Below are 25,276 nucleotides of genomic sequence, written 5' to 3'. Positions count from 1 at the left end.
GCCGCGCGGGCGGCGCGCTAGGCGGCGCTCAGCGCTTGATCGACTGTTGCCATTGCTTGAGGAACGCGAGGCGCTTCGACTGGTCGAGATAGACGAGCAGGCCCGTGCCGATCTGGATCGGCTTCAACGAATCGCCGAGCGCCTTCGACAGGCCCGCCGCCGACGTCTCGCCGTTCACGTCCGAGCGGATCGCATACAGATTCGCCTGATTCGCGATCAACGTCTGGCCGCGCTGCGACAGCAGGTAATCGATCCACAGCCGGGCGGCATTCGGGCTCTTCGCTTTTTTCGAGATCGTCGCGAGGCGGCTGACGATTTGCGTGTAGTCGCTCGGAAACACATAGCCGATCGATTTGTCCTTCTTCGCTTTCGCGTATGCATACGAGCCGATGATGTTGTAGCCGATCAGGTTCTCGCCGGACGAGATCCGCTCCATCATCGCGCCAGTGCTGGATTGCAGCTTTGGCCCGGTGGCGCCGATCGCCTTCACCAGCTCCCAGGTGACCTTCTCGTTGACGTGCGCATCCTGGGTCAGATAGTTGAAGCCGACGCCGGATTTCTCGATGTCGTAAGTCGTGACCTTGCCCTTGAAGCGTTCGGGCTGCGATTGCAGCAGCCGGATCAGATCGGCGCGGGTCTTGGGCACTTCGTTGCCGGCAATCAACCGCTTGTTATAGACGATCGATAGCGGCTCGAAGGTCGTGCCGTAAGCCTGCTTCTGGTACTGCGCCCATTGCGGGATGTGCGCACTCTCCGGCGAATCGTATGACGTCATCAGGCCGTCGTTGACCAGCTTGATCTGCAGATCCATCGCGGAACTCCACAGCACGTCGGCGCTCGTGCTGTTCGCTGCGTTCTCGCTGATGTAGCGGTTGTACAGTTCGGTGCTGTTCATATCGTTGTATTCGACCTTCACGCCGTATAGGCTTTCGAAATCCTTGAGCAACGGCCGCACCAGGCCGGTGTCGGTCGTCGAATAGACGATCAGCTTGCCTTCCTTTTTCGCTGCGTCGATCGTGCCTTGGTAATTTCCCGGATATCCGGCGGGAACCTGCGCGCAAACGGCGCTGGCGGCCACGCTCGCGACGATCGTGGCGAGCGCGGCTGCGCGCTTGGATGTGAACGGCATGTCTTCCTCCAATGATTTGTTGTGTTGTTCGAGTGACGCGGATGGTAAGGGCGGCGCACTTTCAGCCTGCTTTCATTTCGGTTCAAAATAATGCATTTTGTGTCATGGATTTCCCGAGGTTCCCATGCGTGTGCTGCTCGTTGAAGACAACCCAATCCTTGCGCAGTCGCTCACCGACGCGCTGAGCACCGCGTGCTTCGCGGTCGATCACATGGCGGACGGGGAGGCGGCGGACCACGTGCTGCACACCCAGGATTACGCGCTCGTGATTCTCGACCTCGGGTTGCCGAAGCTCGACGGGCTCGAAGTGCTCAGGCGTCTGCGCGCGCGGCGCAACCCGGTGCCAGTGCTGATCCTCACCGCGCACGGCTCGGTCGAGGATCGTGTGAGGGGGCTCGACCTGGGCGCCGACGACTATCTGTCCAAGCCGTTCGATTTGACCGAACTGGAGGCGCGCGCCCGCGCGCTGATCCGGCGCAGCCTGGGACACGAGCATTCGCGCGTCGAATGCGGGCCGCTCGTCTACGACAGCGTTGATCGCAACTTCCGGCTGGCCGGCGAAGCGCTGCCGCTGACGCCGCGCGAGCGTTCCGTGCTCGAAGTGCTGATCCTGCGCAACGGCCGCGCGATCAATAAGGAAACGCTGTCGGAGAAGATCTTCGGGCTCGACGAATCGGTCAACACAGACGCGATCGAGATTTACGTGCATCGGCTGCGCAGGAAGCTCGACAATCGCGGCGTGGCGATCGTGACGCTGCGCGGGCTGGGCTATCTGCTCGAAGCGAGCGCTTCGGCATGATGCGTCCGAATCTGCGCACGCAGCTTACGCTATGGCTGCTGCTGCCGCTTTTGGGGCTGCTCGTCCTCGATTCGTGGCTCACTTATCAGCGCGCGATGAACGCCGCGCATGTCGCGTTCGACCGCACGCTGTTGTCGTCGCTGAAATCGATCTGCGAGGGCGTGCAGCTCAATGGCGGCGAGATCCAAGTCAATTTGCCGTATCTCGCGCTGGAGATGTTCGAATCGAACGACGGCGGCAAGATCTACTATCTGATTCGCGAGAGCGGCGGCCGCGCGGTTACCGGCTATCCCGACCTGCCGTTGCCGGAGGTGCTCGGCGCTGGCAGCGGCGAGCCGTTCGTCACGCATTACTACGATGCCGTCTATCGCGGCGAGCGGCTGCGCATGGCGGCGCTGCGCCTGCCGATCCACGATGTGCCGAGTGCGCAATCGCGAGTCGTCTGGGTGATGGTTGGCGAAACGATCGAAGCGCGCCAGGCGCTCGCGCGCGAGATTCTGACCGGCTCGCTGCTGCAGGAAGGGCTGCTCGTCGTGCTGGCGCTTGGCATCGTTTGGCTGGGTGTGGCGCGCGGGCTGCGCCCGCTGAGCAGGCTGTCCGCGACGGTCGCCGCGCGCGCCGAGGACGATCCGGCTCCGCTCGATACGCTTGGCATGCCGAGCGAGCTTGCGCCGCTTGTCGAATCGATCAATCAGTACATCGGCCGCACCCAGCGCATGCAGATCGCGCGGCGGCGCTTTTTCGCGGATGCCGCGCATCAGTTGAAAACGCCGCTCGCGGCCGTGCAGGCGGGCGTCGAGCTTGCGCTGCGGCCAGCCGAGCAACAGCGGGTCGGCGTGCATTTGCAGCGCGTGGATGGCGCGGTGCGGCAGGCAGCGAAGACCGTTCAGCAATTGCTGTCGCTGTCGCGGCTCGATTCGGACAGCGGCCAGATGGCCACGCACGAGCCGGTCGCGCTGCACCGTGTCGCGCGCAGCGTGACGCTCGACTGGTCGCCTGTCGCACGCTCGCGCGACATCGACCTCGGCTTCGAGCACGAGGCGAATGTCGTCGTGGACGGGCGGCCCGAATTGCTGTCGGAGATGATCGGCAATCTGATCGACAACGCGATCCGCTATGCAGGCAATCGCGCGGTGATCACCGTGCGCGTGGGGCGCGAAGGCGACGGCGCACGGCTCGACGTGATCGACAACGGGCCGGGGATTGCGGCGCACGAGCGCGATGCCGTGTTTGCCCGTTTCCATCGCGGCAGCAATGCGCAGACGGTCGAAGGCACTGGGCTCGGGCTGTCGATCGTGCGGGAGATCGCGCGGTTGCACCAAGGGCGGGTCGAGCTGACCGATGCCGCGGGCGGCGGATTGATCGCGACGGTGACGCTGCCGCTATCGAGCGAGGCGGCGCGAGGCTTGCCGAATGGGCGAACCAAGTCGATGCAGTTTTTCGACGATCGAACCGGTTGAGCCGATCGAACCGATTGAGCCGATTGCGTGAGCCGGCCCGTTAGCGTGGGCAAATTTCAACACCCGGGTTCCATGCCGGCCGCCATCGCCGGTATTTCTTCATATTTTAGAGGCGCGATGTTTAGAGGCGCGATGCCGGCATGCGGCGCCACCGCATGCGTGCGTGTTCCGCTGCCGCTACATGCCAGGCGGCCTGGCAGGGCGCACACGCCGCATGCCGGAGGGGCGTGGCGCGGCGTGTCCCGGCGCGTGTCTTCGTATCGGGCGCATTGCCGTTCAGGCGGACGCCGCGCGCAGAATTTCCGTTGCATGCCGCGCTACTGGATCGGCGGTGCCGTGCCCAATTTTTCGGCCAGCATCCGCTCGTAGACGCCGAAGTGCAGGTCCACGTCCGCCTGCGCGACCGGCGTGACGGTGATATTGATCTGCTGCGGCAGCAGTCCGAGCACGACCGCAATGGCGGCTTCGAGCTGCGGCGCACAAACCTTGTCCTCGGCTATCGTGGTTCCGATGACGATGTCGTAGGCCTTTTCCTGCCGGCAGACGAGTTCGACCAGCCGCGCACGGGCGCTCATGTTGTTGTCGATCGCAATTCGGACCACTTCCGCCGCGGTGCGCATCGCTTCCGTCGGAAAGCCCTTGGTCGAGCGTAGCCGCACGCGGTGCCTGCCGAGCGTCATCCAGTCAGTGTCGAATTCCATCGAGTCCTCCGTTCGGGGTTGCCGTTGCCTGCGATGATAGGATCTGTCGGACGATTTCCAAGGCCGCGATTTCGTTTTCGCCTCTTGGCCTCTTGAATTCCTCATCCGAGTGCCTATCTAAAGCTTCGCTCAAGCAGAGGCATGGCGAGTACCTGCGCCGTGCGCTGCGTGTTTCGATTTGTTTGCCAGACGTTGGCAGGCGAACTGGAGCGCGTAGGCCCGTTCGCCTCCACGCATCACATGAGGAGAGCACCATCATGAGCGATCTTTATTCCGGCACGGGTCTTTTCAGGGAGCTCGACCGCTTGCAGCGGCAGATGGAGGGCCTGTTCGGCACTTTCCCGTCCAGCATTCGGGCGAGCCGTTTCGGCACTTTTCCAGCCATCAACATCGGGGCGACCGATGACTCGATCGAGATCGTCGCGTTTGTGCCGGGCGTCGACGCTGCGGCGCTCGATGTCTCGATCGACAAAGGGTTGCTGACTATCAGCGGTGAACGCAAACCCGTGCAACCGGGCGAAGAGGAAATGCGCGCCTATGCGCAGGAGCGCTTCACCGGCACGTTCCGGCGCGTCATCGAACTGCCGCAAACGGCAGATCCCGACAAGGTCGATGCACGTTACGAAAATGGTTGCCTGTCGATCAAAGTGGGCAAGCGCGAATCGTCCAAACCGCGTGCAATCACCATTCAGTAATTCGAGGAGCTGAAAATGAGCGACACCACCGGACTCACTCAACCTGAACGATCCGCCGTCACGCGCACGCAAGGCGAGCGGTCCGCGCGCCGCACGGCAGTCACGCCGGCAGTCGACATCTATGAGAACAGCCACGGCGTGACGCTATGGGCTGATCTGCCTGGAGTGACGAAAGACAAGCTCGACGTGCGGGTTCATGACGGCAACCTTTCCATCGAAGCTGAAGCCATCGTGCCGACGCCCGCCAATCTCCAGTTGCAGCATGCCGAAGTACGCGAGCCGCATTTCGCGCGTACTTTCACGCTGTCACCGGATTTCGATGCGGCGAAAATCGAGGCCAGCCTTCAGGACGGCGTGCTGAAACTGACGATTCCACGTCGCGAAGAGGCACGCCCGCGGCGTATTGAGGTGAAAACGGCCGGACGCGCCGGCAGCGAGGCGGCGTGAGCACCGTGGCGGCAGCGCTCGCGCGTGCCGCCACGGTGAATGCGCGGCAGCGCTGCTCAACCGAACCGGCGCGCGCGATGTCCGAATTCCAGTACGCTTGATGTGGACCCGGACGTGATCGGGCCACCGGATCGGTGACGGCGGCGTGTTTGCGCCCGCGCGCTGTGTGCAGTTTCACCGGCAATGCTTTGCGCTTGACGGTTGAATGGACGCGGGCCGGGTAGCAGGCCCGATATGCGCAAGCGCGGACGATGTCGGCAGTGGCGCGGCCGTCCTGAATGACGAAAGTGGCAACCCGGCCGCGGCACGAATCAGCCTGCTGACGGCTTGCTCGTCGGCGCGGTATTCGTATGTGCCACTGATGCTGGCGTGGCATGTTTGCGCCGGCGGCGCGGCGTGGACGAGCGCATCACAATGAGTGCATTAAAACGGACATGGATGTTCGGCGGATATTCGATTTCGGCGATAATGGCGGCCGCCCGGTGCGGCAGCTTATCGAACGGCCGTACCAGCAATCGAATCTGGAGGACGTTACATGCGTGACATCATCGACGGCTTTCTGCGTTTTCAGCGCGAGATCTATCGGCAGCGCGTCGAGCTTTTCAAGCAACTCGCGACGACGCAAAATCCGAAGGCATTATTCGTCACCTGCTCGGACAGTCGCGTCGTACCCGAACTCCTCACGCAGCGCGAGCCGGGCGAGCTGTTCGTGATTCGCAATGCGGGCAATATCGTGCCGTCTTACGGCCCGGAACCGGGCGGTGTGTCGGCTACCGTCGAATATGCGGTTGCGGTACTAGGTGTGCGGGACATCGTGATTTGCGGTCATTCCGACTGCGGCGCGATGGGCGCGATTTCGCGTTGCACATGCCTCGATCATCTGCCAGCGGTGGCCAACTGGCTGCGCCATTCGGATGCCGCGAAGGCGATCAATGCCGCGCATCAGTTCGATACGCCTCGCGCCAAGCTCGATGGGCTCGTGCGCGAAAACGTGATCGCCCAGCTGGCGAATCTGCGCACACATCCTTCGGTGGCGCTTGCGCTCGAACAAGGGCGCATGACGCTGCACGGCTGGGTCTACGACATCGAAACAGGCAGTATCGACGCGCTCGATGGCGCAACGCGACGCTTTGTGCCGCTCGCCGAGTCACCGACCACCGTTGCGGTGACTGCGCGCAGCCGCGAACAGGTGTGATGCGGTTTGAATTGCCGGCACGATAGCCGGTTTTTATTTTCGCGGCTTATTGCAGATGTGGCGGATATCCGGCGGCTCCGGCTGCGGGGGGCATGGCAGTGCCGATCTTTTGCCGTCGCCGCCGGCTCGCGTAACCGGCCAGCGCGCGGGCTGGCAAGGATTCGAATTCGTTTTGGACGGCACGATAGGCATATCTGCCTGCAGGCGGGCGCGGCACATGCGTTGCGCAGAGCCGGCGGCATTGCCGGCCGGCGGTCGGTCACGGCCGGCGCGCGGCCGGTTCGAGAATGCTCGTCGCGTTGCCGAGAAATAGCCATTGGTCGCGTTGCGGCTCGGACATATCGGTTTCCCGCATCCAGTATGCGCCGCATGTGTGGCAACGAAATTTGCCGACGATCAGCGGCTTGCTCATCAGCGGCCGCAACTTCGTCGGCTTGCCGATAGCGATCAGCGGCGCGTCGCTCGGGGGCCGCTCGTCGGCGAACGGCAGACAAACATCACAAGGCTTCATCGACACAATTCCAGGCCGTCGTTCGGCCTCTTCGCCATTTCCGGCGCGATCATCGCATTGCACCGGCACCGCCGGTTCAATGCATTACGCGAGCCTGCGCGCGGGCGAGGAACGCACGCAGTTCACTTTCCCATCCATTGTCTTGCAGCACGACCGTTGCCGTATCGAGCGGCTCCATGTCGCGGCTTAGATGCGCGAGCGCTAATGATCTCGGCGGGCACGGCCGGCGAAAGAAGAGCCCTTCGGCATCGAGAAAGAGGCTCGGGCTGCGTCTGATTCGCGCGCTGGACACCGAAATCGGGTCGAGCACGTGACGCGCCGATTCTTTCGGATAGACGAAGATCACGTTCGTCCCGCACGACTCAAGGCACGCGCAAACATCCGCGAACCGGTACAGCATTTGAAAACCGCGTTCGCCGCTCCTGCCGACGCCGACGATCACGAGCCCTTGATCACCCATCACGTCGCGTGGCTCGCGATGTGCGTAGTCATGCGCGAGGAGGGCCACATGCATGTCGAACACGTATGTCTCCAGGTTGGCGCGTTGCGCTCGAGCACAGCGCGCGGGCGGTTGAGCGGAGCCGGACGAGATGCCGGCGTAAGGGTCAGCCGCTTATTTTAATACATCGAAACGCCGATGCACATCGGCTTGACATGTTGGATATGTAACGCTTCGCGCATGCCGGGCGATGAATGGAGGGCAAACTGTCCGGCGATGAATCGGCGGAGCGAACGAATGGTTTGTGTTCCGAACAAAGCGATGCCGGCAACGATCGTGCCTGTATTGCCGCGCTGTACCGTCGATTTGGGCGGATTTGCCGGGCGCCGGGTATTTTTTGGGATGGCGGATCTCGGTGAAATGCTCGAAAAGGGGCGCGGATAGCGATGCGGCGGCTTTCATGCCGTTTATTTCGATCGGCGGGCGAAGCCGTTCGCCGTTGCCGTCAAGCCAGCCGCTGCTTTTCGGCCGGTGCGACCGGTTCGGCAGGAGCGCTGATGAATCGCTTGGGGGCGAACGGAACCGCCGGCGCCGTTTCGCGAGCGGCGTTCTGCGTCATGCGTCGCTCGGCCGCGCTTGTTCGTCCGGCAGCGCCAGAATGTCCAGCGCTTGTTGCAGCAGCTCGGCCTGGGTTCGCTCGTACATGATTCCGGCTTGTAGCACGAGATGCTGCAAGCGCCGATTTTTTGTCTGCCCATCGAGTGCGAAATCGCGCGCTTCAATTTCGCGATAGAGCGTGAGCTTTTGCCGATGCTGTTCGAGCCGCTGCCGGACCGTATCGACGAGCCCGGTCGGTCCTACCGCCGCCTCCGCGCGCAGCCGGATCAACAATTCGTCGCGTTGCGGCTTCGGATCGTCGTGCTGAGCGACCCAGCGCCTGAGTTCCTCGCATCCGGCAGGCAGAATCCGGTACGCGCGCTTGCGTCCGCGCGCCTGTTCGACCGGCGACGATTCCACCCAGCCTCGTTGCTCGAGCCGCGCCAGCTCGCGATAGATCTGCTGATGCGTCGCATGCCAGAAGTAGCCGATCGACCGGTCGAAGCGGCGAGTCAGCTCGGAGCCGGAGCCCGGGCGTTCGGCGAGGGAGGTGAGCAGCGCATGAGGCAGTGACATGGGACGGCGGACGGCGCAAGGCCAATGATCGAATTTCCGTCATCTTGCCATATCGCAACGCTTGGGCCTGTCCTGCACCACCGCCGCAGGGCCGGCAAAACCAGCCCGGCGGGCTGCCGTTGCTCGGCGCGTCGAAGACGCGTGCGTAGACGGGCGGTCGTCGCGTTGCGGCGGCCGGGCCGGGACATGCTAGCGGGTTGCCGCGCGCAAAAAACGCCCGGTGCGTTGCCGCTCGCCATAACCGTCGGCGAACGCGCCGTCGCGGTACACGGTCTGTCCGTTGACGAGCGTTGCCGCGACGGCCGAGCCGCTGCGGTTCACGAGCCGGCGCAGCCCGTCGAATACCGGCATCGCCTGCTCGTGATATGCGTCGACCGACGCGTCCAGATGCGCGGGATCGATGATCGCGATATCCGCGCGATCGCCGATGCGCAACGTGCCGGCATCGATGCCGAAATACGCGGCCAGTTCGCCCGTTACGCGATGCACGGCCTGCTGGATCGTCATGAACGGCCGCCCGGCCCGCTCGGCTTCGTGCACGCGCCGCAGGAAACGCACCGGGGCGTTATAGAACGCCATGTTGCGCAGATGCGCGCCCGAATCGGCAAAACCGATCTGCAATGCGGGATGCGTCGCGACCCGGTCGAGCACGTCGGCGCGATGATTCGCGATCGTCATCCGCCAGCGCACTTGCTTGCCGTGCGCGACGACGAGATCGAGCAGCGCATCGGCCGGATGCAGCCCGCGCTCGTCGGCGACCTGGCCGAACGATTTACCGATCACCGACGCATCGGGACAGTTGACAATCAACGTATCGTACAAATCGCGGGTCCACAGCCGCAGATCGAGCCCCTTGTCGACCTGCTTGCGGAATTGGCGCCGATAGCCTTCATTTTGCAGCAGCTTGTTGCGCTCGAGCGCGTCGTTCAGGTGCAGCGCTGCGCGCCCCGCGCCGAATTCCTCGAAGATCACGAAATCGATGCCGTCCGCGTACACCTCGAACGGCACCGGCAAATGCTGCCAGACGAGCTTGGCGCGCAGCAGCGCGTTCGCGAACTTCACGCCGTTCAGCAGCACGTCGAGCGTGCCTTTCGGGGCCGCCTTGCTGTCGGCGGCGACGAGCAGCGACGTGCGCAGCGGTTTGCGCAGGAAATAGCCCGCGCTCGCGGCCATGAACAGCAGGCCGTTCAGCGGATTAGTCGTGTTCGGCGCGCTTTGCAACACCCGCCCGCGGCGGCGCAGCACACGGTTCAGACGCCGATATTCGTGCCATGTCGCGAATGTCGACGGCAGCGATTTCGACCGGTATCGCTCGCCGTCGAGCTTGTCCCACGGTGTCGTCATCGACGACAGTCCGACGAAGCCCGCGTCGAGCGCGTCGTCGAGCAGTGCTTCCATGCGCTGCAATTCGGCGCGGTCGGGGCGCACGTGGTCGTCGACCGCGCGTCCGAGCCCCATTACATACGTGCGCAAGTCCGAATGGCCGAGGAACGCGGCAACGTTCGGACCGAGCGGCAGCGATTCGAGATGGCTGACGTAACCGGCGGCGCTATCCCAGGTCTTCACGCGCGACAGCACGCTGAGCATCTGCTCGCGCGGCAACGCCTCGACGCGGCTGAAGAGGTCGGTGCAGTCGAGCGCGTCGGCATGCACGGTCGACAGCGAGCACGAGCCGAGAAAAACGCTCGTCACGCCATGCCGCACCGATTCGGGCAGGCCCGGCGACACAAGAATCTCGGCGTCATAGTGCGTGTGGATGTCGACGAAGCCGGGCATCACCCATTTGCCGCTTGCGTCGATCGATTGCACGCCGTCGGCGGCGAGCGGGGTGTCCGACACCGTGGCGACGCTTCCGTTACGGATGCCAAGATCGCGGGTGCGCGGTGCGGCGCCCGTGCCGTCGAACCATAAGCCATTGCGGATGATTGTGTCGTAATGCGCCATCGGGCGTGTCTCCGTGTCGTATTCCGAGCGCAGACGGCGCGCGGGCAGACGGCTGCGTCTCTATTTATCGTTACATTGCACGATGTAACGATAAAGCGCAAGCGAGAAGGTTGTGGATAGCACTGATGCAGCAGCGGCAGACGCCCCCGGTCAGCTCGATCGGCGAGGCGTCGAACGAGCCGGGCGGGCGGCGGCGTCGCGGCCGGGATCGATGAGCGCGCCCCGCGACGAGCGGCCGGACGCGAAGCAGGCTGCCGAGGCCGGCGCGATGCCGGATGCGAGCGCGGCGTCGCGCCGCGTCACGCCGGATCGGGCCGCCGGGGAGCCTGCGGCGTCAGCCATCGCGTCAATTCGGCGGAAGCGCGATTTCGAGCGTACCGTCGGGCGCGATGGTCGCGTCGCCGGACGCGAGCCGCTGCCGGTAATCGTTGAGCGCGAACCTGAACGTGCGCGTAAACGGCGCCGGCCGGATCAACGCTCGCGCATTGAGCAAGGTCAGGTTGAAAAACTTGACGTCGCCCGATTGCAGCCAGATGTACGACTGCGGCAACGTGCCGGGCGGCGCGAAAGTCATGGCCGTTTCGCCCTGTTTGCCGAAGCGCAGATACAGCCCGCGCGCGCCGACCCACGCCGCGCTTGCGTTGCCGACGATCTTTGGCGGCGGGAACAGCGTCTGATAGTCGATATCGAGCGTATTGCCCTTGAAGTCCACGCCCGCCGCGGTGATCGGCACGACCGACGCCAGCCCGATGCCCGTCAAGTGCATCATCGTCGTGAGCGGCAGGCCGAACGCCTGAGTTTGCTGGGGTGTCAGCCGCAGCACCGGCCGGTCGTCGATGGTCGCGATGTCGGCGATCATCGTCACTGGCACGCTGGGATGCGGCAGCAGGCCCCACGGATTCGCGCGGCCGGTGATCATCAGTTGCTTGGCCGTGTAGTAGCTCGTTTTGACGTCGGTGAACCGCGCGCCCGGGTAAGTCAGAATGTAGCGGTTGAACAGCGTCGCGAGCACCTCGAACGGCACCATGATTTCGCCGCTCTCGATGCGCAGGTTGTAACTGTCGGGCGCGTCGAAATCGACCGGCATGTCGGCGCGCTTGGGTTCGAGCCAGCCATCCAGCTGCAACACATGAAAACCGAGATCCTGATTCAAATAGATGTCACTGTTCCGGATCTGGATGCCGACGCGGGGATAGCCCGAGCGGCGGTCGGTCGCGGCAGGCGGGCAAGGTGGCCGCGCGCTGGCGGGCAGCGGCGTGATGTCGGCTTGCCAGAACTTGCGCCATGCGGCATAGCTGGTCGACGGCCGGCCAGCATCGCCGGCGGCGCTTTTTTTGCGCAGCGTTGCGTAGCCGGACACCGGATCGATGACGGCTTGCGCGATGGCCGTGTCGTCATCCGGCGAGTCAGGCGCGACCGGCGATGGTGCGGCCGACGTCAAACGGTCGCATTGCGGGCGTGCAGCCGGGGCGGTGTCCGCGCCCAAGACTGGCAACGCGGCGGCGCTGCAAATGGCGGCCGCCATCGCCCATCGCCATGCGCAGATCGGCTTCATTGGAGCCCCCTTGCTTGTCTATCGGCATCCGGCCGCTTGATGATCGAAACGCTGCCGTCTGTTCCCAAGCGGACGTTGCAGCGCTGCAGCAGGGTGCGGTAATCGTAAAGGCTGAACGTCAGCGTTTCTGACGCATCGGCGCTGGAAAATGCGAGCGTGGTGTCTCGGGCGAGCACGCGCTCGACGCGAATGTCGCCGCCCGACAGCAGCAGATAGCTGCGGGCCGGATCGCTGATTAGCCCGGTGGCGATCGATGCAAGCGGCGGCTCGCCACACGCATCTGCGCCGGCTTTCGCGTTGGCATGGGGGGCGGCGTTGACGCCGGCCGCCGCACTTGTGGCCGGGTTCGAAGCCGAACGCGAACCTAGGTTGGGGCCCAGCGTCATGACGATGCGCTCGCCGGTTTGGCTGATTGCCTGAATCGAGAAGCGGAATTGCGGCGGTGGCAGCATCGACATCACACGGATCACGATGCGGTTGTCCCGCAGCGAGATCGAGCGGGTGTGCAACGGCACGATGCTCTGGATGGTCAGCCGCGCGACATGCAGGCTGGGGGCGACCTCGACGCCGTCGATCAGGATATTGTCGGCTTCGAAGCCGAGCGTTGCCGCATCGTCCAGCATCAGGCGTCCGGTGAGCGTCATCGGCAGCCAGCTTTTGCCGCGCAGCAGTTCGCCGACAATTTGCAGCCCGTTCTTGACGACCTTGATTTGTGTGTTGCGAATCGGCGCGTGCGCGTCCGACAGTTCGCGGTTCAGCAGCGCGGCAAGATTGGCGCCGGTCATCGATATTTCGCCGTTCGACACATCGACCCGGAACGATTCGGGATCGTCCATCACGATGGGGCGCGACGGATCGTTGGCGTTCAGCCACGCATTCACGTGGCGGATTTGAAAACCCGCGTCGCCGGAAAAGCGGAATTCGAGATTATTGGCGATGAAGCGCGTCGCCCGCCGGTCGGCGCACTGCGCGGATACTGCCGCCAACGCGGCGCTCGCCGGGTAAGCCCCGGCCGGATTCGACGGGTCCGCCGCCGCGCCGGCCGCCGGGCAGTGCGCGAGCGACAGCAACGCCGCTGCCACGCCGAGCAGGGGAGGCCATCCCCTTTTTCCATCCTGCATTTCATGTCTCCCTGTTTCTATATTGAATTTATTTAGCGTCCCGCGGTTTTGCTGTGCAGCAGCGCTTGCGCTGCGACGGCGCAAGCGTTGTCGACCGATGCGTTCGAATGCAGACTCGAAGCACGCCGGGGCGCCTGACGGACTTTATATCCAAACAGCCATTTTGTCGTTCATTCGTTATCCGAATATACCGCCGGATACAGATGTCCGTATGCTGCCGGAACCGAAGATTCAGCCTATTTCCTTTAGTTTTACGTCGCCGTTTCGCATGTTTTAAACAAGCGGCAATCGGCATCGTTCGCTGTTGAAGGCAATTCATCGGGATTGCTGAGTTCCGATTGAAACAATCGGCGCGGCTTGGCTGGCAAGCCGGTTTGTCGGGGGGAGCCGAGCCGGCAAGGCCGACTGTCCAGTCTCGATATTCTTATCCGGCGTGATCCGGCCAGCTCGGCTCAGCCCGGATGCTCGCGGTACATCTCCAGCGTCAATGCCTTTACGAACTCGACATACTCGGACCGGTCGTGCCGCCGATGGCTGAGCACGATCGGCGATGTCGCGAATTCGTCGGCGAGCGGCCGGTACAGCACGTCCGGGCGGATGAAGCGCGCGGACGAAGGCACGATGCAGATTCCGGCGTCCGCGGCCACGAGCCCGAGCGCGGTTTGCAGTTCTCGAACTTCGGTGATTTCCGGCGGATGCACGCCATGATCGTGCAGCAGCGACAGCACCTGGTCCGCATAACTCGGCCGCGGCTCCTTCGGGTAAATGATCACGCGCTGGCCGTCGAGCAGGCCGACCGGCAGCGGCGCGGTGTCGTCAGCGAACGGGTGCTCGGGCGAATACGCGGCCATCAGCCGTTCCGCGTGTATCACGAGCCGCTCGACGCCCGGGTCCGTGACGCGCAATCGCCCGAAGCCGAGATCGATCCGTCCGCTTTTCAGCGCTTGCGTTTGCTGGATCGAATACATCTCGATCAATTGCACGTCGAGCGCGGGATCGTGCTGCCGCAGACGCCGCACCAGCGTTGGCAGCCCGCTGTAAAGCGTCGACGCGACGAAGCCGATCGACAACACACTGCGCTCGCCGTTGCCGACGCGGCGCGTCATGTTTTTCACCTGCTCGACGCGCCCGAGAATCTGCAGCGCCTGCTCGTAAAAGAGTCGCCCGGCCTCGGTGAGCTTCAGCGGCCGGCTCGTGCGGATCAGCAGCGGCACGCCCAGCTCGTCCTCGAGCTGCTGGATTTGCCGGCTCAGCGGCGGCTGCGCGATATGCAGCAACTCGGCCGCGCGCGTGACGTTGCGTTCGTTCGCGACGGCAACGAAGTAGCGCAGTTGTCTGAGGTCCATCGAGTCAATCTCCGGTATTCCTATCGATCAAGGTATTTTGATCGATAAAAATCAGAAAAAAATCAAATATTTACTTCACATCATACCTTCAAGGTATTCAATAAGACGCAAATAGTGTTGGATTCGGCGTGTGCGCATTTCTAGACTCGTGCCCATGGATACCGCACTCACTCTTTCCCGCCATGCCGAAGCGCGCATCGAGCGCGTGGAAACCCTGCTGCTCGACATTCCGACGATCCGCGCGCATCGGTTGTCGATGGCGACGATGCAGAGCCAGACGCTGATGCTCGTGCGCATTCATACCGCCGACGGCATCGTCGGCATTGGAGAGGGCACGACGATCGCCGGCATGGCCTACGGTGCGGAAAGCCCCGAAGGCATGAAGCTGACGATCGACCGTTACATCGCGCCGCAACTGGTCGGCGCGGATGCGACGCGCGTGCAGGCGCTGATGGCGCGGATCGGCCAGTTCGTCAAAGGCAATCATTTCGCGAAGTGCGCGGTCGAGACCGCGCTGCTCGACGCGCTCGGCCGGCGCGCCGGCCTGCCGGTATCGGAGCTGCTCGGCGGGCGTCGTCGCGATACGTTGCCGGTAGCCTGGACGCTTGCGTCCGGCGACACCGCGCGAGATATCGCCGAAGCCGAGCAGATGCTCGCGCTGCGCCGTCACAACGTGTTCAAGCTGAAAATCGGCGGCCGGCCGCTCGCGCACGACATTGCGCATGTCGCGGCGATTAAGCGCGCGCTCGGCGGGCGCGCGAGCGTGCGGGTGGACGTGAACATGGCGTGGAGCGAGACCGAGGCGGCGCGCGGGCTCGCGGCGCTCGCGCACGCGGGATGCGATCTCGTCGAGCAGCCGGTCGCGTCGCCGCGCGCGCTTGCGCGGCTCGTCCGGCGCTTTCCGGTCGCGGTGATGGCCGACGAATCGCTGCAAGGTCCGCAGACGGCGCTCGAACTCGCGCGCCTCGAAGCCGCCGATGTGTTCGCGGTGAAGATCGAGCAATCGGGCGGGCTGTTCGCCGCGGCGCAGGTGGCCGCCATTGCCGATGCGGCGGGTATCGAGCTTTATGGCGGCACGATGCTTGAAGGCGCGGTGGGCACCATTGCGTCGGCGCAGCTTTTCTCGACCTTTGCGCGCTTGCAATGGGGCACCGAGCTGTTCGGGCCGCTGCTGCTGACGGAGGAAATCCTGACCGAGCCGCTGCGCTACGAGGCGTTCGAACTGCATGTGCCGACAGGCCCCGGTCTGGGCATCGCGCTCGACGAAGCGCGTGTCGATGCGCTGCGGCGCGATCGCCCGCGCGTGACGTTCGCGGCTGCGCGCCGTTGAATTCGACATTGATTCGAGGAGACGAACCCATGCTGTTCCATGTGCGTATGGACGTGAAACTGCCGCACGACATGCCGGCCGACGTCGCCGCCCAGCTCAAGGCCGACGAGAAGACGCGCTTTCAGCAATTGCAGCGCAGCGGTGCATGGCGCCATATCTGGCGCATCGTCGGGCAATACGCGAACGTGAGCATCTTCGACGTCGAGAGCCCCGCGCAACTGCACGACTATCTGATGTCGCTGCCGCTTTTTCCGTACATGCGGATCGACGTGATGCCGTTGTGCCGGCATCCGTCGTCGCTGCTCGACGACGACCGCTAATTCCGCCGCTGCCGATACCGAAAGGCGCGGCCGCCGCGCCGCCCATCATTCAGGAGACTGCTCAGATGAGCATCAAGATCGCAATCACGCCCGAAATGCGCGCATTCGTCGAACTCGCCAGCGGACTGACATCGGAGCAGGGCTCGCGTCGCGCGAAGCAAATCGTCCATCGTTTGCTGACCGATCTGTTTAAGGCGATCGACGACCTCGATATCACGCCCGACGAAATCTGGGCGGGTATCGCGTACCTGAACGATCTCGGCGCGGCGGGCGAGGCGGGGCTGCTCGCCGCCGGTCTCGGCCTCGAGCGCTATCTGGACGTCCGGATGGACGCGCAAGACGCTGCCGCCGGCATCCAAACCGGGACGTCGCGCACGATCGAAGGGCCGCTGTACGTCGGCGGCGCGCCGCTGTCGGACGGCGCCGCGCGCCTGGACGACGGCACCGACGCAGGCCGCACGCTGATCATGCACGGCGTCGTGCGCAATCTCGCGGGCGAGCCGGTTCCGAACGCGATCGTCGACGTCTGGCACGCGAATACGAAAGGGATGTATTCATTCTTCGACAAATCGCAGAGCCGGTACAACCTGCGCCGCCGGATTCGGACCGGCGCCGACGGCCGCTACGAATTCCGCAGCATTCTGCCGTCCGGCTACGGCTGCCCGCCGGACGGCCCGACCCAGCATTTGCTCAATCAGATCGGCCGCCACGGTCAGCGCCCGGCGCACATCCATTTCTTCGTCAGCGCGCCCTGCCATCGCCAGTTGACGACGCAAATCAACATCGCCGGCGATGCGTATTTGCACGACGACTTCGCGTTCGCGACGCGTGACGATCTGATTGCCGACATCGTCGAGCGTAGCGATGCTGCGTCGCTCCAGGCGCGCGGCTTGAGCGCTCCGTTTGCCGAGATCGCTTTCGACTTCGCGATCACGCCGCTTGACGCTCGCGCGACGGATGGCATCGTGCAGCGCCGCCGCGTCGAAGCCGCTTAGATGGTCGGCCGCTCGAAGTGGCGCATTGGGCTTGGTTTCGCGGTGCGGCGGCGTTATGCGTTGCGGTGCATCAGCGCCGGACATTGAGCCGCCGAATATCGGCGGGGCACGAGTCCATTTCGGCCGCGGCCGGCCGTGCGCTCGATGCGTCGGCGGCTTGCCGATTGCCCATCTCGATAGGTCTAGATGTCCAGATAACGTCATTCGGTTGTCATCGCTGTCTGCTAACCTTCCGCTGAGGCAGGGCGATCGTGCGCGATCGAGCCGGCCGCTTTCAGGAGGACCGATGGCATTCAATCTCGAAGATATTCGAAGCCTGTTCCGGTCGCACGGTTCTCTGGCCTATAGCGGCGAGCCCGTCACCCAGCTTGAGCATGCATTGCAATGCGGCACGCTTGCGCAAGCCGAAGGCGCGCACGATCATCTCGTCTGCGCGGCATTTTTGCACGACCTGGGCCATCTTCTGGCACATCGCGCCAACGGCCCGGCCGATCATGACGCCGATGACTTGCATCAATATTGCATCTTGCCTTTTCTTCGTCTTGTTCTGCCAGACGCCGTACTTGAGCCGATCCGGCTTCATGTGGATGCCAAACGCTATTTGTGTTTGATCGACGCTGAATACTTGAGTCGATTATCCGCGGATTCGGTGCGTAGCCTGCGATTGCAAGGCGGGATATTCTCTCGAACCGAGGCCGTGGAATTCATGCGAAAACCATTCGCCGAAGATGCGTTACGTTTGCGGCGGTGGGACGACACGGCTAAACAGGCTGGATACGAGACGCCGCCGCTTGAGCACTTCATCGAAGTGGTTGCGCGTGTAATGAATAGCCACGAGAAGAAGGTGACTGCCGGCCACGGTCGACGGTAACAGAAGTTGGCATATGGCGCGCAGCGTTGCCGCCATTGCTCCGCGAAGCATGACGATGACGTCGGGATACTTCGCGAGGCGTCCGGGTGAATATCCGCATTCAAATTGCGTCGTGTCGATCGCGCTGTCGTTGGTCGTCCTGAATTATTCTGCTATTTCTTTTCCCGTTCCGTTTGATCGGCACATATCACGCTAAATCGATATGCACGGCGGTTGAGCCCGCACCCTCCCATCCCTCAAATGCACTAATTGTTCCGGTACGTTTGAACATGGTGCGCCAACGACGGCTTTTCTACACTGAGTCCCGGGATATCGAATGGCTTCGCGGATTTGAGCCAACGTTATCCCGATGATTAGACAAGCAAACTTAACGACGAGGTCAATTATGTTCGAAAAAGCCGAAGGTACGGTACAGAAGCTGGTGGGCAAGGCGCAGGCGGCGGTGGGCGACGCCGTGGGCAATACCGACCTGCAGGTCGAGGGAACGGTACGCGAGGTGGCAGGCAAGGTCCAACAGTCCTATGGCGAGGCGCTCGAGCAAGTGCGCGACGTTGCGGCAAACAACCCGCTTGCGACGCTGGCCGCTGTTGCGGCTGTGAGCTTCATCATCGGCGCAATGTGGTCGAAGCGCTAATCGCTTTAGAGGAAAAGGTCCGCGCGCGGTGAAGTCATCACGGGAACATCTCATGGTTGTGCTTTCAAAAATCAGAAAATGGCAAAACGCCGCCCAATTCTCGGTCTCGCGTCTGACCGATTATGCAGGTCTGGCGGCAGTCGAGTTCAATCTCGCCCGGAAGTACTTCCTGCGCGATTTGATCCTGTATGCGCTGCTCGGCTTGAGCGTCATGCTGGGGCTGGCGTTCGTGTCCGTGGCAGCGATTGTCAGTGCTGCGGCGACACCGTACCTGATCGAGATCGCGTGGAGTGTTGCCGCGTTCTGGATGCTCGTGTCCATCGGGTGCTGGGTTGCGGTGCGCATGCGGGATGAGCGCGGCACGTTTTCCGTTCTGGCCGCGGAATTGCAGCGCGACATTCAGACCATTAAAGAGAGTATGTGATGAAACGACGAGCAGCAGAGCGTTCGCCGGAAGCACAACGCAGGGTGCTGCTTGCCCGCATGGCCGCGACGCGCACCGAATTATCTTCATCGAATCGAGTGATCGACATGACGAGGCCGATTTCCGCGGGCGGCAATACTGCTGGCTATCGGGCGATGACGCTGCCGAACCTCGGCGGATCGGCAGGCGTTGCAATCGCGGTGGCACTCGTCGGATGCGTGGTGCTGGGGCCACGGCGCTTGGTCATGACGGCCGCGCGCGCAGGCCTCGCCGCGCTGGTCGGACGAATGGCGCGGGACGCCGTCCAGAAATAGGGCGGCGCGGCATCGGACGAAAATTGGATGTGTTTGAGCGGACGGCGCGAGCGTCCTGCCTGCGCCCTTGCTTGCCAAACGCGTTTTTGAGAATACGGCGTGTACGTTGTCGTGTGGGAGAGTCCCGCGCTGATTACTCGTTTTTGCAAGGAGAACCTGCAATGAAATTCTTCGCGATCACAGCGACCTGCGCCGCATTGTTAGCCATCTCCGTTTCGGCGCGGGCAGAAGGGTGTTTGAAGGGGGCGGCGGTGGGCGCTGTCGCCGGCCACGTTGCCGGTCATCATGGCGTAGTCGGCTCGGCAGCGGGGTGCGCGCTTGGCCATCATCACGCGGCGAAGAAGACAAAGGCGGCGAGCGCGGCTAGTGCAGTCTAGTAACGCGATGTGGCGGATGCCGGTGAAATGCCGATTCCATTATCGATCGGCATGCCCGATTGCCCGGCATGGCGCATTTGATCGAGATCGGCTCCACGCCGGCTGCCCGATGCGATTGGCGTAGCCAGCCGATGGGCCGTTCACCGGACGGCAGCCGCATGGCTTGGCCGCCTGCGCTCAGGCGCGCGAATTCGACTCGGCATTTGAACATATCAGTTCGCAGCCACCCTTGACCCTCAAGGCTCGACTCGAGGATGCTTTCCGAAAGGCGAGGTGCGAGTGAAACGCATCTGGCCGGCGCCGCGCAACATGCCGGCCGATTGCTGGGTGCCGCTCACCGCGACGCAGCGGCAGCGATTTTCGCCGTGCAGCCGCATCGTGAGCCACCGCACGCAGCATGCCTAACTATCGGTTGCTGCGATGATTTTGATACGAAATGGCGATTTTTCTTTTGCGCGTGTCGCTCTTAGCATGGAGATCAATGAAGTCCGGCAAGCATACGCATCGTGGCCGTTGCCGTTGTTTGCCGAGCTTGTGCCGCTGCTGACAAGAGTGTCGACGGAGGATGGGATGGAGCGCAAAGCACGCACGCAAAACGAAAAATTGGAAGTCAAGACGACGACCTGCTACATGTGCGCCTGCCGGTGTGGGATTCGTGTGCATCTGCGCGACGGCGAGGTGCGTTATATCGACGGCAATCCGGCCCATCCGCTCAATCAGGGAGTGATCTGCGCGAAGGGTTCGTCGGGCATCATGAAGCAATATTCGCCCGCGCGGCTCACGCAGCCTTTGATGCGTAAGCCCGATGCGTTGCGTGGCACGGCGCAGTTCGAGCCAGTTTCATGGGATGTCGCATTCGACGTGCTCGAAAAGCGCCTTGCGCATCTGCGCGCGACCGACCCGAAAAAATTCGCGCTCTTCACCGGTCGCGATCAGATGCAGGCTTTGACGGGGCTTTTCGCGAAGCAGTTCGGCACCCCTAATTATGCCGCGCATGGCGGCTTCTGCTCGGTGAACATGGCTGCGGGCATGATTTATACGATGGGCGGCTCGTTCTGGGAGTTTGGCGGCCCCGATCTCGATCGCGCGAAGCTGTTCTTCATGATCGGCACCGCCGAAGACCATCATTCGAATCCGCTCAAGATTGCGATCTCGAAGTTCAAGCGCGCGGGCGGCCGCTTCATCGCGATCAATCCGGTCCGCACGGGCTATGCGGCAATCGCGGACGAATGGGTGCCGATCCGTCCTGGAACCGACGGCGCGCTGTTCATGGCGTTGATGCATGAGCTGATCGAAAACAATGCGTATGACCGCGAGTTCGTGGAGCGTTATACGAATGCGGGCGAATTGCTCGACATGCGCGAGGGTTCCAGCACATATGGCCTTTTCGTGCGAGACGAAGGGGTGCAAGAACGCAATGCCCTATTTCCACAGAACCATATGTGGTGGGACCCCGTAAGCCGGCGTGAAGTCCTGCATCATACGCCGGGGGTGCGTCCCGCGCTTGACGGACGTTATACGCTAGCAAACGGCACGCCCGTCGCGCCGTCGTTTGAGCTGCTGCGCGAACAAGTGGCGGGCTGCACACCTCAATGGGCGTCGGACATCACGGGCATTGCCCCCGATACGATCCGCCGGCTCGCGCAGGAAATGGCCGACGTCGCGCGCGACCAAAAGATCTCGTTGCCGATTCAATGGACCGATGCCTGGGGGCAAACGCATGACACCGTGACGGGGGCGCCGATCGCATTCCACGCAATGCGCGGTCTGGCCGGGCATTCGAACGGCTTTCAGACGATCCGCGCGCTTGCCGTGCTGATGTCGCTGCTCGGCACCATTGATAGGCCGGGCGGCTTCCGGCACAAGTCGCCATATCCGCGTGCCGTGCCGCCATCGGCGAAGCCGCCGAACAGCCCCAGCGACGTCAAGCCGAATACGCCGCTCGCCAATGGCCCGCTGGGCTGGCCGGCCGGCCCCGAAGACCTGTTCATTCACGACAATGGCGACCCGGTGCGCATCGACAAGGCGTTTTCATGGGAATATCCGCTCGCCGTGCATGGCCTGATGCACAGCGTCATCACCAACGCGTGGCGCGGCGATCCCTATCCAATCGATACGCTGCTGATTTTCATGGCCAACATGGCATGGAATTCGTCGATGAACACCGTGGAGGTCCGCAAGATGCTCGCGGATCGTAATGAAAACGGCGAGTACAAAATTCCATTCATCGTCGTATGCGATGCGTTCCAGTCGGAAATGACGGCATTTGCCGATCTCATCCTGCCCGACACGACTTATCTTGAACGCTACGATGCGATGTCGATGCTAGACCGCCCGATCTCCGAATTCGATGGCCCGGTCGACTCCGTGCGCGTTCCTGTCGTGCCGCCGACGGGCGAATGCAAACCGTTTCAGGAGGTGCTCGTCGAGCTGGCAAGCCGGCTGAAACTCCCCGCCTTCACGACACCGGACGGCAAACGCAAGTATCGCGACTATCCCGATTTCGTCGTCAATTACCAGACAGCGCCAGGTTCCGGAGTTGGCTTCCTGATCGGCTGGCGCGGCAAGGACGGTCAGGATGCCCTGGTCGGTGAGCCGAATCCGCGGCAATGGGAAGCCTATGCGCAGCACAACTGCGTTTATCACTACACGCTGCCCGAGCCGTTGCAGTACATGCGCAATGCGAACGGCCCATACCTGCAATTCGCAGTCGAGAAGGGTTTTCGCAAATTCGCAGAGCCGATCGTTATTGCGTTGTATTCGGATGTGATGCAGAAATTCAGGCTCGCCGCGCAGGGCAAGACCGAAGGGCGGCAGCCGCCCGACCATTTGCGTGCGCGCGTGGCGCACTATTTCGATCCGCTACCGTTCTGGCATCCGCCGCTCGAACACGGGACGACCGATCACGCGCGTTTTCCGCTGGCGGCCATCACGCAGCGTCCAATGGCGATGTATCACTCGTGGGATTCGCAGAACGCCTGGTTGCGCCAGATCCATGGCGAAAACTATCTGTACATGAATCCACGCATGGCTGCCGCGCAGGGTATCGAGGACGGCGGGTGGATCTATGTCGAATCGCAATGGGGCAAGGTGCGCTGTCTTGCGCGCTATAGCGAGGCCGTCGAGCCGGGCACGGTATGGACATGGAATGCGATCGGCAAGGCGGCCGGCGCATGGAATCTCGGCCCGGAGGCGAACGAATCGCAGCGTGGCTTCCTGCTGAATCACCTGATCACGGATGAGATTCCCGTTGCCGACCCGCATCATGCGCGCACCTCCAACTCCGATCCCGTGACGGGACAGGCCGCTTGGTATGACGTGCGCGTGCGCGTCTATCCTGCCGAGGCGCACGCCAACCATACCCTGCCGCAATTCGCGCCGATGCCTGCGGCTATGCCCGGGCTGGTGGGCACGGATTCCGGCGGCCTGCTTCATCGCATCGTGCAGACATATTTCGCGGGCCGCGGCGAATTCGCGGCGCGGCTGCGCAAATCGACACAGCGCAATTGAACGGAGCATGGCATGACCCAGATGGCACTCGTAATCGATCTGAATGTCTGCGTGGGCTGCCACGCCTGCGTGACGAGTTGCAAGGAATGGAACACGTCTGGCGAAGCGGGCAGTCTCGCCGACTTTCGCCCATATGACGCCGATCCGTCCGGCACCTTCTTCAACCGCGTGCAGACCTTCGAAGCCGGCGAGTTTCCGCTCGCTGATACCATTCATTTTCCGAAGTCGTGCCTGCACTGCGAGGATCCGCCGTGCGTGCCTGTCTGCCCGACTGGCGCGAGCTACAAGCGCAAGGAAGACGGGCTGGTGCTGGTCGACTATGACCGGTGTATCGGTTGCAAGTACTGTTCATGGGCTTGCCCTTACGGCGCACGCGAAATCGACGAAGCACGCAAGGAAATGACCAAGTGCACGCTGTGTGCGGACCGGATCCACAATGAAACGTTGCCCGAGCGCGATCGCAAGCCTGCATGCGTACTTGCCTGCCCGACCTCGGCGCGGTTGTTTGGCGATATACATGATCCGGATTCGACCGTATCGAAAGCGATCCGCGAACGCGGCGGCTATCAGTTGATGCCAGAGTGGGGTACGCGGCCCGCGAATCACTATCTGCCGCGCCAAAAAGTGTCGTCGTGCGGCGGCGGGTCATGCTCATGCAAGACACCTCCTGAGCGCGACGACATTGCATCAATCGAGGCTCAGCTCGAGCGCGGCGAGCTTCATCTCGCTTCCATCGCGACGCGGGTCTGAATCCGAACGCTTGGGGAAAAGACAATGAATCCAGCATTTTCCGTGGTGTTTCTCACGACGCTGAGCGGTGCGGGGCAGGGGTTGTTGATCGCGCTTGTCGGCAGCCAAGCCGCGTTACGGCTCGGTTTCGGCGATGCTGCCGCCGTGCCGCCGGTGTTCTACGTCGCCGGTGCGGCACTGTCATGTCTGCTCGCTGCACTGGGGCTCTTTGCATCGTTCTTCCATTTGGGTCATCCTGAACGCGCGTGGCGCGCTATCGCGATGTGGCGAACATCGTGGCTCTCACGCGAATGTCTGGCGTTGCCGCTGTTTCTCGCATGCACGTTTGTTTATGGCGTAGCACATGCCGTTTCATCGCCTTATGCACTGGCGATCGGCATGATTGCGGCTATTGCGAGCGCGGCGTTGTTCATCTGTACGGCAATGATTTACGCATGTTTGCGTTTTCTGCAGGAATGGGCGACACCGCTTACGCTGATCAATTTCGCCCTGCTGGGTTGCGCATCGGGTTTCACTGTTGCTACCGCTTGTGCTGCATTGCTCGCGCCCACGCTTTTGACACCGCTTGCGGTAGCCGCCTGCACATTGACGCTCGCGGGTTTCGCATCGCGCAGTGCATCGCTTGCGCGCAATGCGCGGCTCAAACCGAAATCGACGGTGCAGAGCGCGACCGGCATACGTGCCGCGCGGGTCGAGCAGAAGTCACGCGGCTTTACGGCGGGCGCCTTCAATCTGCACGAATTCTTTCACGGCAAGACGCCCGAGACGCTTGAGCGCATCAAGTGGACGTTCATCGTTGCTGCCTTCGTCGTACCGATTTTTCTAGTGGCACTCGGCGGCAGCATTCGTTCGATCTATGGTTCGTTCGTGCTGTTATGCGCGGCGTCTGCGATTCAGTATGCGGGGCTCGTCGCGGAGCGGTGGTTCTTCTTTGCCGAAGCAAGACATCCTCAGAATTTGTATTATCGGCAAGCCTAACGGTTATTCGATTGTGATCCGAGCGTGCAAAACGGAGGCGCGCCGTATGATTGGATATCAAACGTCTGAGCCGATGCGCTGCTTATCCGATTAGGCTTGCTCTGGATAACGACCTGCGTTTAGCCGGGCGTACTTCCGCAAGCGGCTTGTCCCACATCCCAACGCTCATCGCGGTCGCGTGCTTCGCGCGACCTCATGTGTGATTCCGAGTAAATTTCGAACAAGTTTTTCTCGCGCCGATCCACGTTGCCGCTGCAC

The 25,276-nt window shown here is 62.7% G+C and carries 24 protein-coding genes; 15 read left to right on the top strand and 9 right to left on the bottom strand.

Annotation, left to right across the window (positions count from 1 at the left end):
- Nucleotides 1–28: 28 nt before the first annotated feature.
- Entirely contained in the window at nucleotides 29–1,129 is a 1,101-nt protein-coding gene (locus WS68_RS10440) for an ABC transporter substrate-binding protein (RefSeq protein ID WP_059570720.1), read from the bottom strand.
- Between the two features lie 124 nt (nucleotides 1,130–1,253).
- Between WS68_RS10440 and WS68_RS10435 the strand changes: the two genes are divergently transcribed.
- Complete coding sequence (locus WS68_RS10435) at nucleotides 1,254–1,928, top strand: response regulator (protein WP_059570719.1); 675 nt, start codon at nucleotides 1,254–1,256, stop codon at nucleotides 1,926–1,928.
- On the top strand, nucleotides 1,925–3,388 hold the full coding sequence (locus WS68_RS10430) for a sensor histidine kinase (protein WP_059570718.1): 1,464 nt from the start codon (nucleotides 1,925–1,927) through the stop codon (nucleotides 3,386–3,388). The genes WS68_RS10435 and WS68_RS10430 overlap by 4 nt, the downstream gene beginning before the upstream one ends.
- Before the next feature lie 317 nt (nucleotides 3,389–3,705).
- Here the strand turns inward: WS68_RS10430 and WS68_RS10425 are convergent, their stop codons facing one another.
- Nucleotides 3,706–4,089 (bottom strand): hypothetical protein, encoded by a 384-nt coding sequence (locus WS68_RS10425; protein ID WP_059570717.1) that lies wholly within the window; start codon nucleotides 4,087–4,089, stop codon nucleotides 3,706–3,708.
- A 257-nt stretch (nucleotides 4,090–4,346) separates the two neighbouring features.
- Here WS68_RS10425 and WS68_RS10420 point away from each other — a divergent pair, with 257 nt between their 5' ends.
- The 3 genes from WS68_RS10420 to WS68_RS10405 all read left to right on the top strand — a co-directional run bounded on the left by WS68_RS10420 (nucleotide 4,347) and on the right by WS68_RS10405 (nucleotide 6,426).
- Nucleotides 4,347–4,784 (top strand): Hsp20/alpha crystallin family protein, encoded by a 438-nt coding sequence (locus WS68_RS10420; protein WP_059570716.1) that lies wholly within the window; start codon nucleotides 4,347–4,349, stop codon nucleotides 4,782–4,784.
- A 15-nt stretch (nucleotides 4,785–4,799) separates the two neighbouring features.
- On the top strand, nucleotides 4,800–5,231 hold the full coding sequence (locus tag WS68_RS10415) for an Hsp20/alpha crystallin family protein (protein ID WP_059570715.1): 432 nt from the start codon (nucleotides 4,800–4,802) through the stop codon (nucleotides 5,229–5,231).
- A 535-nt stretch (nucleotides 5,232–5,766) separates the two neighbouring features.
- Complete coding sequence (locus WS68_RS10405) at nucleotides 5,767–6,426, top strand: carbonic anhydrase (protein ID WP_059570713.1); 660 nt, start codon at nucleotides 5,767–5,769, stop codon at nucleotides 6,424–6,426.
- A gap of 259 nt (nucleotides 6,427–6,685) precedes the next feature.
- Here the strand turns inward: WS68_RS10405 and WS68_RS10400 are convergent, their stop codons facing one another.
- From WS68_RS10400 to WS68_RS10365, 7 genes are all read right to left on the bottom strand, one after another.
- The gene (locus WS68_RS10400; protein WP_059570712.1) at nucleotides 6,686–6,937 is read right to left on the bottom strand and encodes a hypothetical protein; all 252 of its coding nucleotides are present in this window, start codon (nucleotides 6,935–6,937) and stop codon (nucleotides 6,686–6,688) included.
- A gap of 76 nt (nucleotides 6,938–7,013) precedes the next feature.
- Nucleotides 7,014–7,460, bottom strand: a complete 447-nt coding sequence (locus tag WS68_RS10395; protein WP_059570711.1) for a hypothetical protein — start codon at nucleotides 7,458–7,460, stop codon at nucleotides 7,014–7,016.
- Between the two features lie 531 nt (nucleotides 7,461–7,991).
- Nucleotides 7,992–8,549 carry a PadR family transcriptional regulator gene (locus WS68_RS10390; protein ID WP_059570710.1) on the bottom strand — a complete coding sequence of 186 codons (558 nt, stop codon included), beginning with the start codon at nucleotides 8,547–8,549 and terminating at the stop codon, nucleotides 7,992–7,994.
- Between the two features lie 189 nt (nucleotides 8,550–8,738).
- Entirely contained in the window at nucleotides 8,739–10,493 is a 1,755-nt protein-coding gene (locus WS68_RS10385) for an N-acyl-D-amino-acid deacylase family protein (protein ID WP_059570709.1), read from the bottom strand.
- 346 nt (nucleotides 10,494–10,839) lie between these two features.
- Complete coding sequence (locus WS68_RS10375; RefSeq protein WP_156429444.1) at nucleotides 10,840–12,048, bottom strand: hypothetical protein; 1,209 nt, start codon at nucleotides 12,046–12,048, stop codon at nucleotides 10,840–10,842.
- On the bottom strand, nucleotides 12,045–13,169 hold the full coding sequence (locus tag WS68_RS10370; protein ID WP_059570706.1) for a hypothetical protein: 1,125 nt from the start codon (nucleotides 13,167–13,169) through the stop codon (nucleotides 12,045–12,047). Before WS68_RS10370 ends, WS68_RS10375 begins: the two co-directional genes overlap by 4 nt.
- A gap of 452 nt (nucleotides 13,170–13,621) precedes the next feature.
- Nucleotides 13,622–14,515, bottom strand: a complete 894-nt coding sequence (locus WS68_RS10365; protein ID WP_059570705.1) for a LysR family transcriptional regulator — start codon at nucleotides 14,513–14,515, stop codon at nucleotides 13,622–13,624.
- Between the two features lie 154 nt (nucleotides 14,516–14,669).
- On the opposite strand from WS68_RS10365, the gene WS68_RS10360 reads away from it, so the two are divergent.
- The 10 genes from WS68_RS10360 to WS68_RS10310 all read left to right on the top strand — a co-directional run bounded on the left by WS68_RS10360 (nucleotide 14,670) and on the right by WS68_RS10310 (nucleotide 25,018).
- Nucleotides 14,670–15,845, top strand: a complete 1,176-nt coding sequence (locus tag WS68_RS10360; protein WP_059570704.1) for a muconate/chloromuconate family cycloisomerase — start codon at nucleotides 14,670–14,672, stop codon at nucleotides 15,843–15,845.
- A gap of 29 nt (nucleotides 15,846–15,874) precedes the next feature.
- Entirely contained in the window at nucleotides 15,875–16,165 is a 291-nt protein-coding gene (catC, locus tag WS68_RS10355) for a muconolactone Delta-isomerase (RefSeq protein ID WP_059570703.1), read from the top strand.
- Nucleotides 16,166–16,230: 65 nt separating this feature from the next.
- A complete protein-coding gene (gene catA / locus WS68_RS10350) occupies nucleotides 16,231–17,160 on the top strand; it encodes a catechol 1,2-dioxygenase (RefSeq protein ID WP_059570702.1) in 930 nt (309 codons plus the stop codon).
- Between the two features lie 286 nt (nucleotides 17,161–17,446).
- Nucleotides 17,447–18,031, top strand: coding sequence for a phosphonate degradation HD-domain oxygenase (locus WS68_RS10345; RefSeq protein ID WP_059570701.1), 585 nt, complete (start codon nucleotides 17,447–17,449; stop codon nucleotides 18,029–18,031).
- 385 nt (nucleotides 18,032–18,416) lie between these two features.
- Nucleotides 18,417–18,665 carry a CsbD family protein gene (locus tag WS68_RS10340; RefSeq protein ID WP_059570700.1) on the top strand — a complete coding sequence of 83 codons (249 nt, stop codon included), beginning with the start codon at nucleotides 18,417–18,419 and terminating at the stop codon, nucleotides 18,663–18,665.
- 52 nt (nucleotides 18,666–18,717) lie between these two features.
- Nucleotides 18,718–19,089, top strand: coding sequence for a hypothetical protein (locus WS68_RS10335; protein WP_059570699.1), 372 nt, complete (start codon nucleotides 18,718–18,720; stop codon nucleotides 19,087–19,089).
- Between the two features lie 107 nt (nucleotides 19,090–19,196).
- A complete protein-coding gene (locus WS68_RS10330) occupies nucleotides 19,197–19,403 on the top strand; it encodes a hypothetical protein (protein ID WP_231752983.1) in 207 nt (68 codons plus the stop codon).
- A gap of 947 nt (nucleotides 19,404–20,350) precedes the next feature.
- On the top strand, nucleotides 20,351–23,290 hold the full coding sequence (locus WS68_RS10320; RefSeq protein ID WP_059570803.1) for a molybdopterin oxidoreductase family protein: 2,940 nt from the start codon (nucleotides 20,351–20,353) through the stop codon (nucleotides 23,288–23,290).
- Between the two features lie 12 nt (nucleotides 23,291–23,302).
- The gene (locus tag WS68_RS10315) at nucleotides 23,303–24,040 is read left to right on the top strand and encodes a 4Fe-4S dicluster domain-containing protein (protein WP_059570696.1); all 738 of its coding nucleotides are present in this window, start codon (nucleotides 23,303–23,305) and stop codon (nucleotides 24,038–24,040) included.
- 24 nt (nucleotides 24,041–24,064) lie between these two features.
- Complete coding sequence (locus WS68_RS10310; RefSeq protein ID WP_059570695.1) at nucleotides 24,065–25,018, top strand: dimethyl sulfoxide reductase anchor subunit family protein; 954 nt, start codon at nucleotides 24,065–24,067, stop codon at nucleotides 25,016–25,018.
- The last annotated feature ends 258 nt before the right edge of the window (nucleotides 25,019–25,276 follow it).

It is taken from the genome of Burkholderia sp. TSV86 (genome assembly GCF_001522865.1).
Classification (GTDB): Bacteria; Pseudomonadota; Gammaproteobacteria; order Burkholderiales; family Burkholderiaceae; genus Burkholderia.
Note: the sequence above shows the minus strand (reverse complement) of the source record. Positions and strands in the feature narration are given on the sequence as shown.

What these genes read in the sequence shown, in the direction of transcription:
- WS68_RS10440 (WP_059570720.1), bottom strand. Translation starts at nt 1,129, where the DNA reads ATGCCGTTCACATCCAAGCGCGCAGCCGCGCTCGCCACGATCGTCGCG.
- WS68_RS10435 (WP_059570719.1), top strand. Translation starts at nt 1,254, where the DNA reads ATGCGTGTGCTGCTCGTTGAAGACAACCCAATCCTTGCGCAGTCGCTC.
- WS68_RS10430 (WP_059570718.1), top strand. Translation starts at nt 1,925, where the DNA reads ATGATGCGTCCGAATCTGCGCACGCAGCTTACGCTATGGCTGCTGCTG.
- WS68_RS10425 (WP_059570717.1), bottom strand. Translation starts at nt 4,089, where the DNA reads ATGGAATTCGACACTGACTGGATGACGCTCGGCAGGCACCGCGTGCGG.
- WS68_RS10420 (WP_059570716.1), top strand. Translation starts at nt 4,347, where the DNA reads ATGAGCGATCTTTATTCCGGCACGGGTCTTTTCAGGGAGCTCGACCGC.
- WS68_RS10415 (WP_059570715.1), top strand. Translation starts at nt 4,800, where the DNA reads ATGAGCGACACCACCGGACTCACTCAACCTGAACGATCCGCCGTCACG.
- WS68_RS10405 (WP_059570713.1), top strand. Translation starts at nt 5,767, where the DNA reads ATGCGTGACATCATCGACGGCTTTCTGCGTTTTCAGCGCGAGATCTAT.
- WS68_RS10400 (WP_059570712.1), bottom strand. Translation starts at nt 6,937, where the DNA reads ATGAAGCCTTGTGATGTTTGTCTGCCGTTCGCCGACGAGCGGCCCCCG.
- WS68_RS10390 (WP_059570710.1), bottom strand. Translation starts at nt 8,549, where the DNA reads ATGTCACTGCCTCATGCGCTGCTCACCTCCCTCGCCGAACGCCCGGGC.
- WS68_RS10385 (WP_059570709.1), bottom strand. Translation starts at nt 10,493, where the DNA reads ATGGCGCATTACGACACAATCATCCGCAATGGCTTATGGTTCGACGGC.
- WS68_RS10375 (WP_156429444.1), bottom strand. Translation starts at nt 12,048, where the DNA reads ATGAAGCCGATCTGCGCATGGCGATGGGCGATGGCGGCCGCCATTTGC.
- WS68_RS10370 (WP_059570706.1), bottom strand. Translation starts at nt 13,169, where the DNA reads ATGCAGGATGGAAAAAGGGGATGGCCTCCCCTGCTCGGCGTGGCAGCG.
- WS68_RS10365 (WP_059570705.1), bottom strand. Translation starts at nt 14,515, where the DNA reads ATGGACCTCAGACAACTGCGCTACTTCGTTGCCGTCGCGAACGAACGC.
- WS68_RS10360 (WP_059570704.1), top strand. Translation starts at nt 14,670, where the DNA reads ATGGATACCGCACTCACTCTTTCCCGCCATGCCGAAGCGCGCATCGAG.
- catC (WP_059570703.1), top strand. Translation starts at nt 15,875, where the DNA reads ATGCTGTTCCATGTGCGTATGGACGTGAAACTGCCGCACGACATGCCG.
- catA (WP_059570702.1), top strand. Translation starts at nt 16,231, where the DNA reads ATGAGCATCAAGATCGCAATCACGCCCGAAATGCGCGCATTCGTCGAA.
- WS68_RS10345 (WP_059570701.1), top strand. Translation starts at nt 17,447, where the DNA reads ATGGCATTCAATCTCGAAGATATTCGAAGCCTGTTCCGGTCGCACGGT.
- WS68_RS10340 (WP_059570700.1), top strand. Translation starts at nt 18,417, where the DNA reads ATGTTCGAAAAAGCCGAAGGTACGGTACAGAAGCTGGTGGGCAAGGCG.
- WS68_RS10335 (WP_059570699.1), top strand. Translation starts at nt 18,718, where the DNA reads ATGGTTGTGCTTTCAAAAATCAGAAAATGGCAAAACGCCGCCCAATTC.
- WS68_RS10330 (WP_231752983.1), top strand. Translation starts at nt 19,197, where the DNA reads ATGACGAGGCCGATTTCCGCGGGCGGCAATACTGCTGGCTATCGGGCG.
- WS68_RS10320 (WP_059570803.1), top strand. Translation starts at nt 20,351, where the DNA reads ATGGAGCGCAAAGCACGCACGCAAAACGAAAAATTGGAAGTCAAGACG.
- WS68_RS10315 (WP_059570696.1), top strand. Translation starts at nt 23,303, where the DNA reads ATGACCCAGATGGCACTCGTAATCGATCTGAATGTCTGCGTGGGCTGC.
- WS68_RS10310 (WP_059570695.1), top strand. Translation starts at nt 24,065, where the DNA reads ATGAATCCAGCATTTTCCGTGGTGTTTCTCACGACGCTGAGCGGTGCG.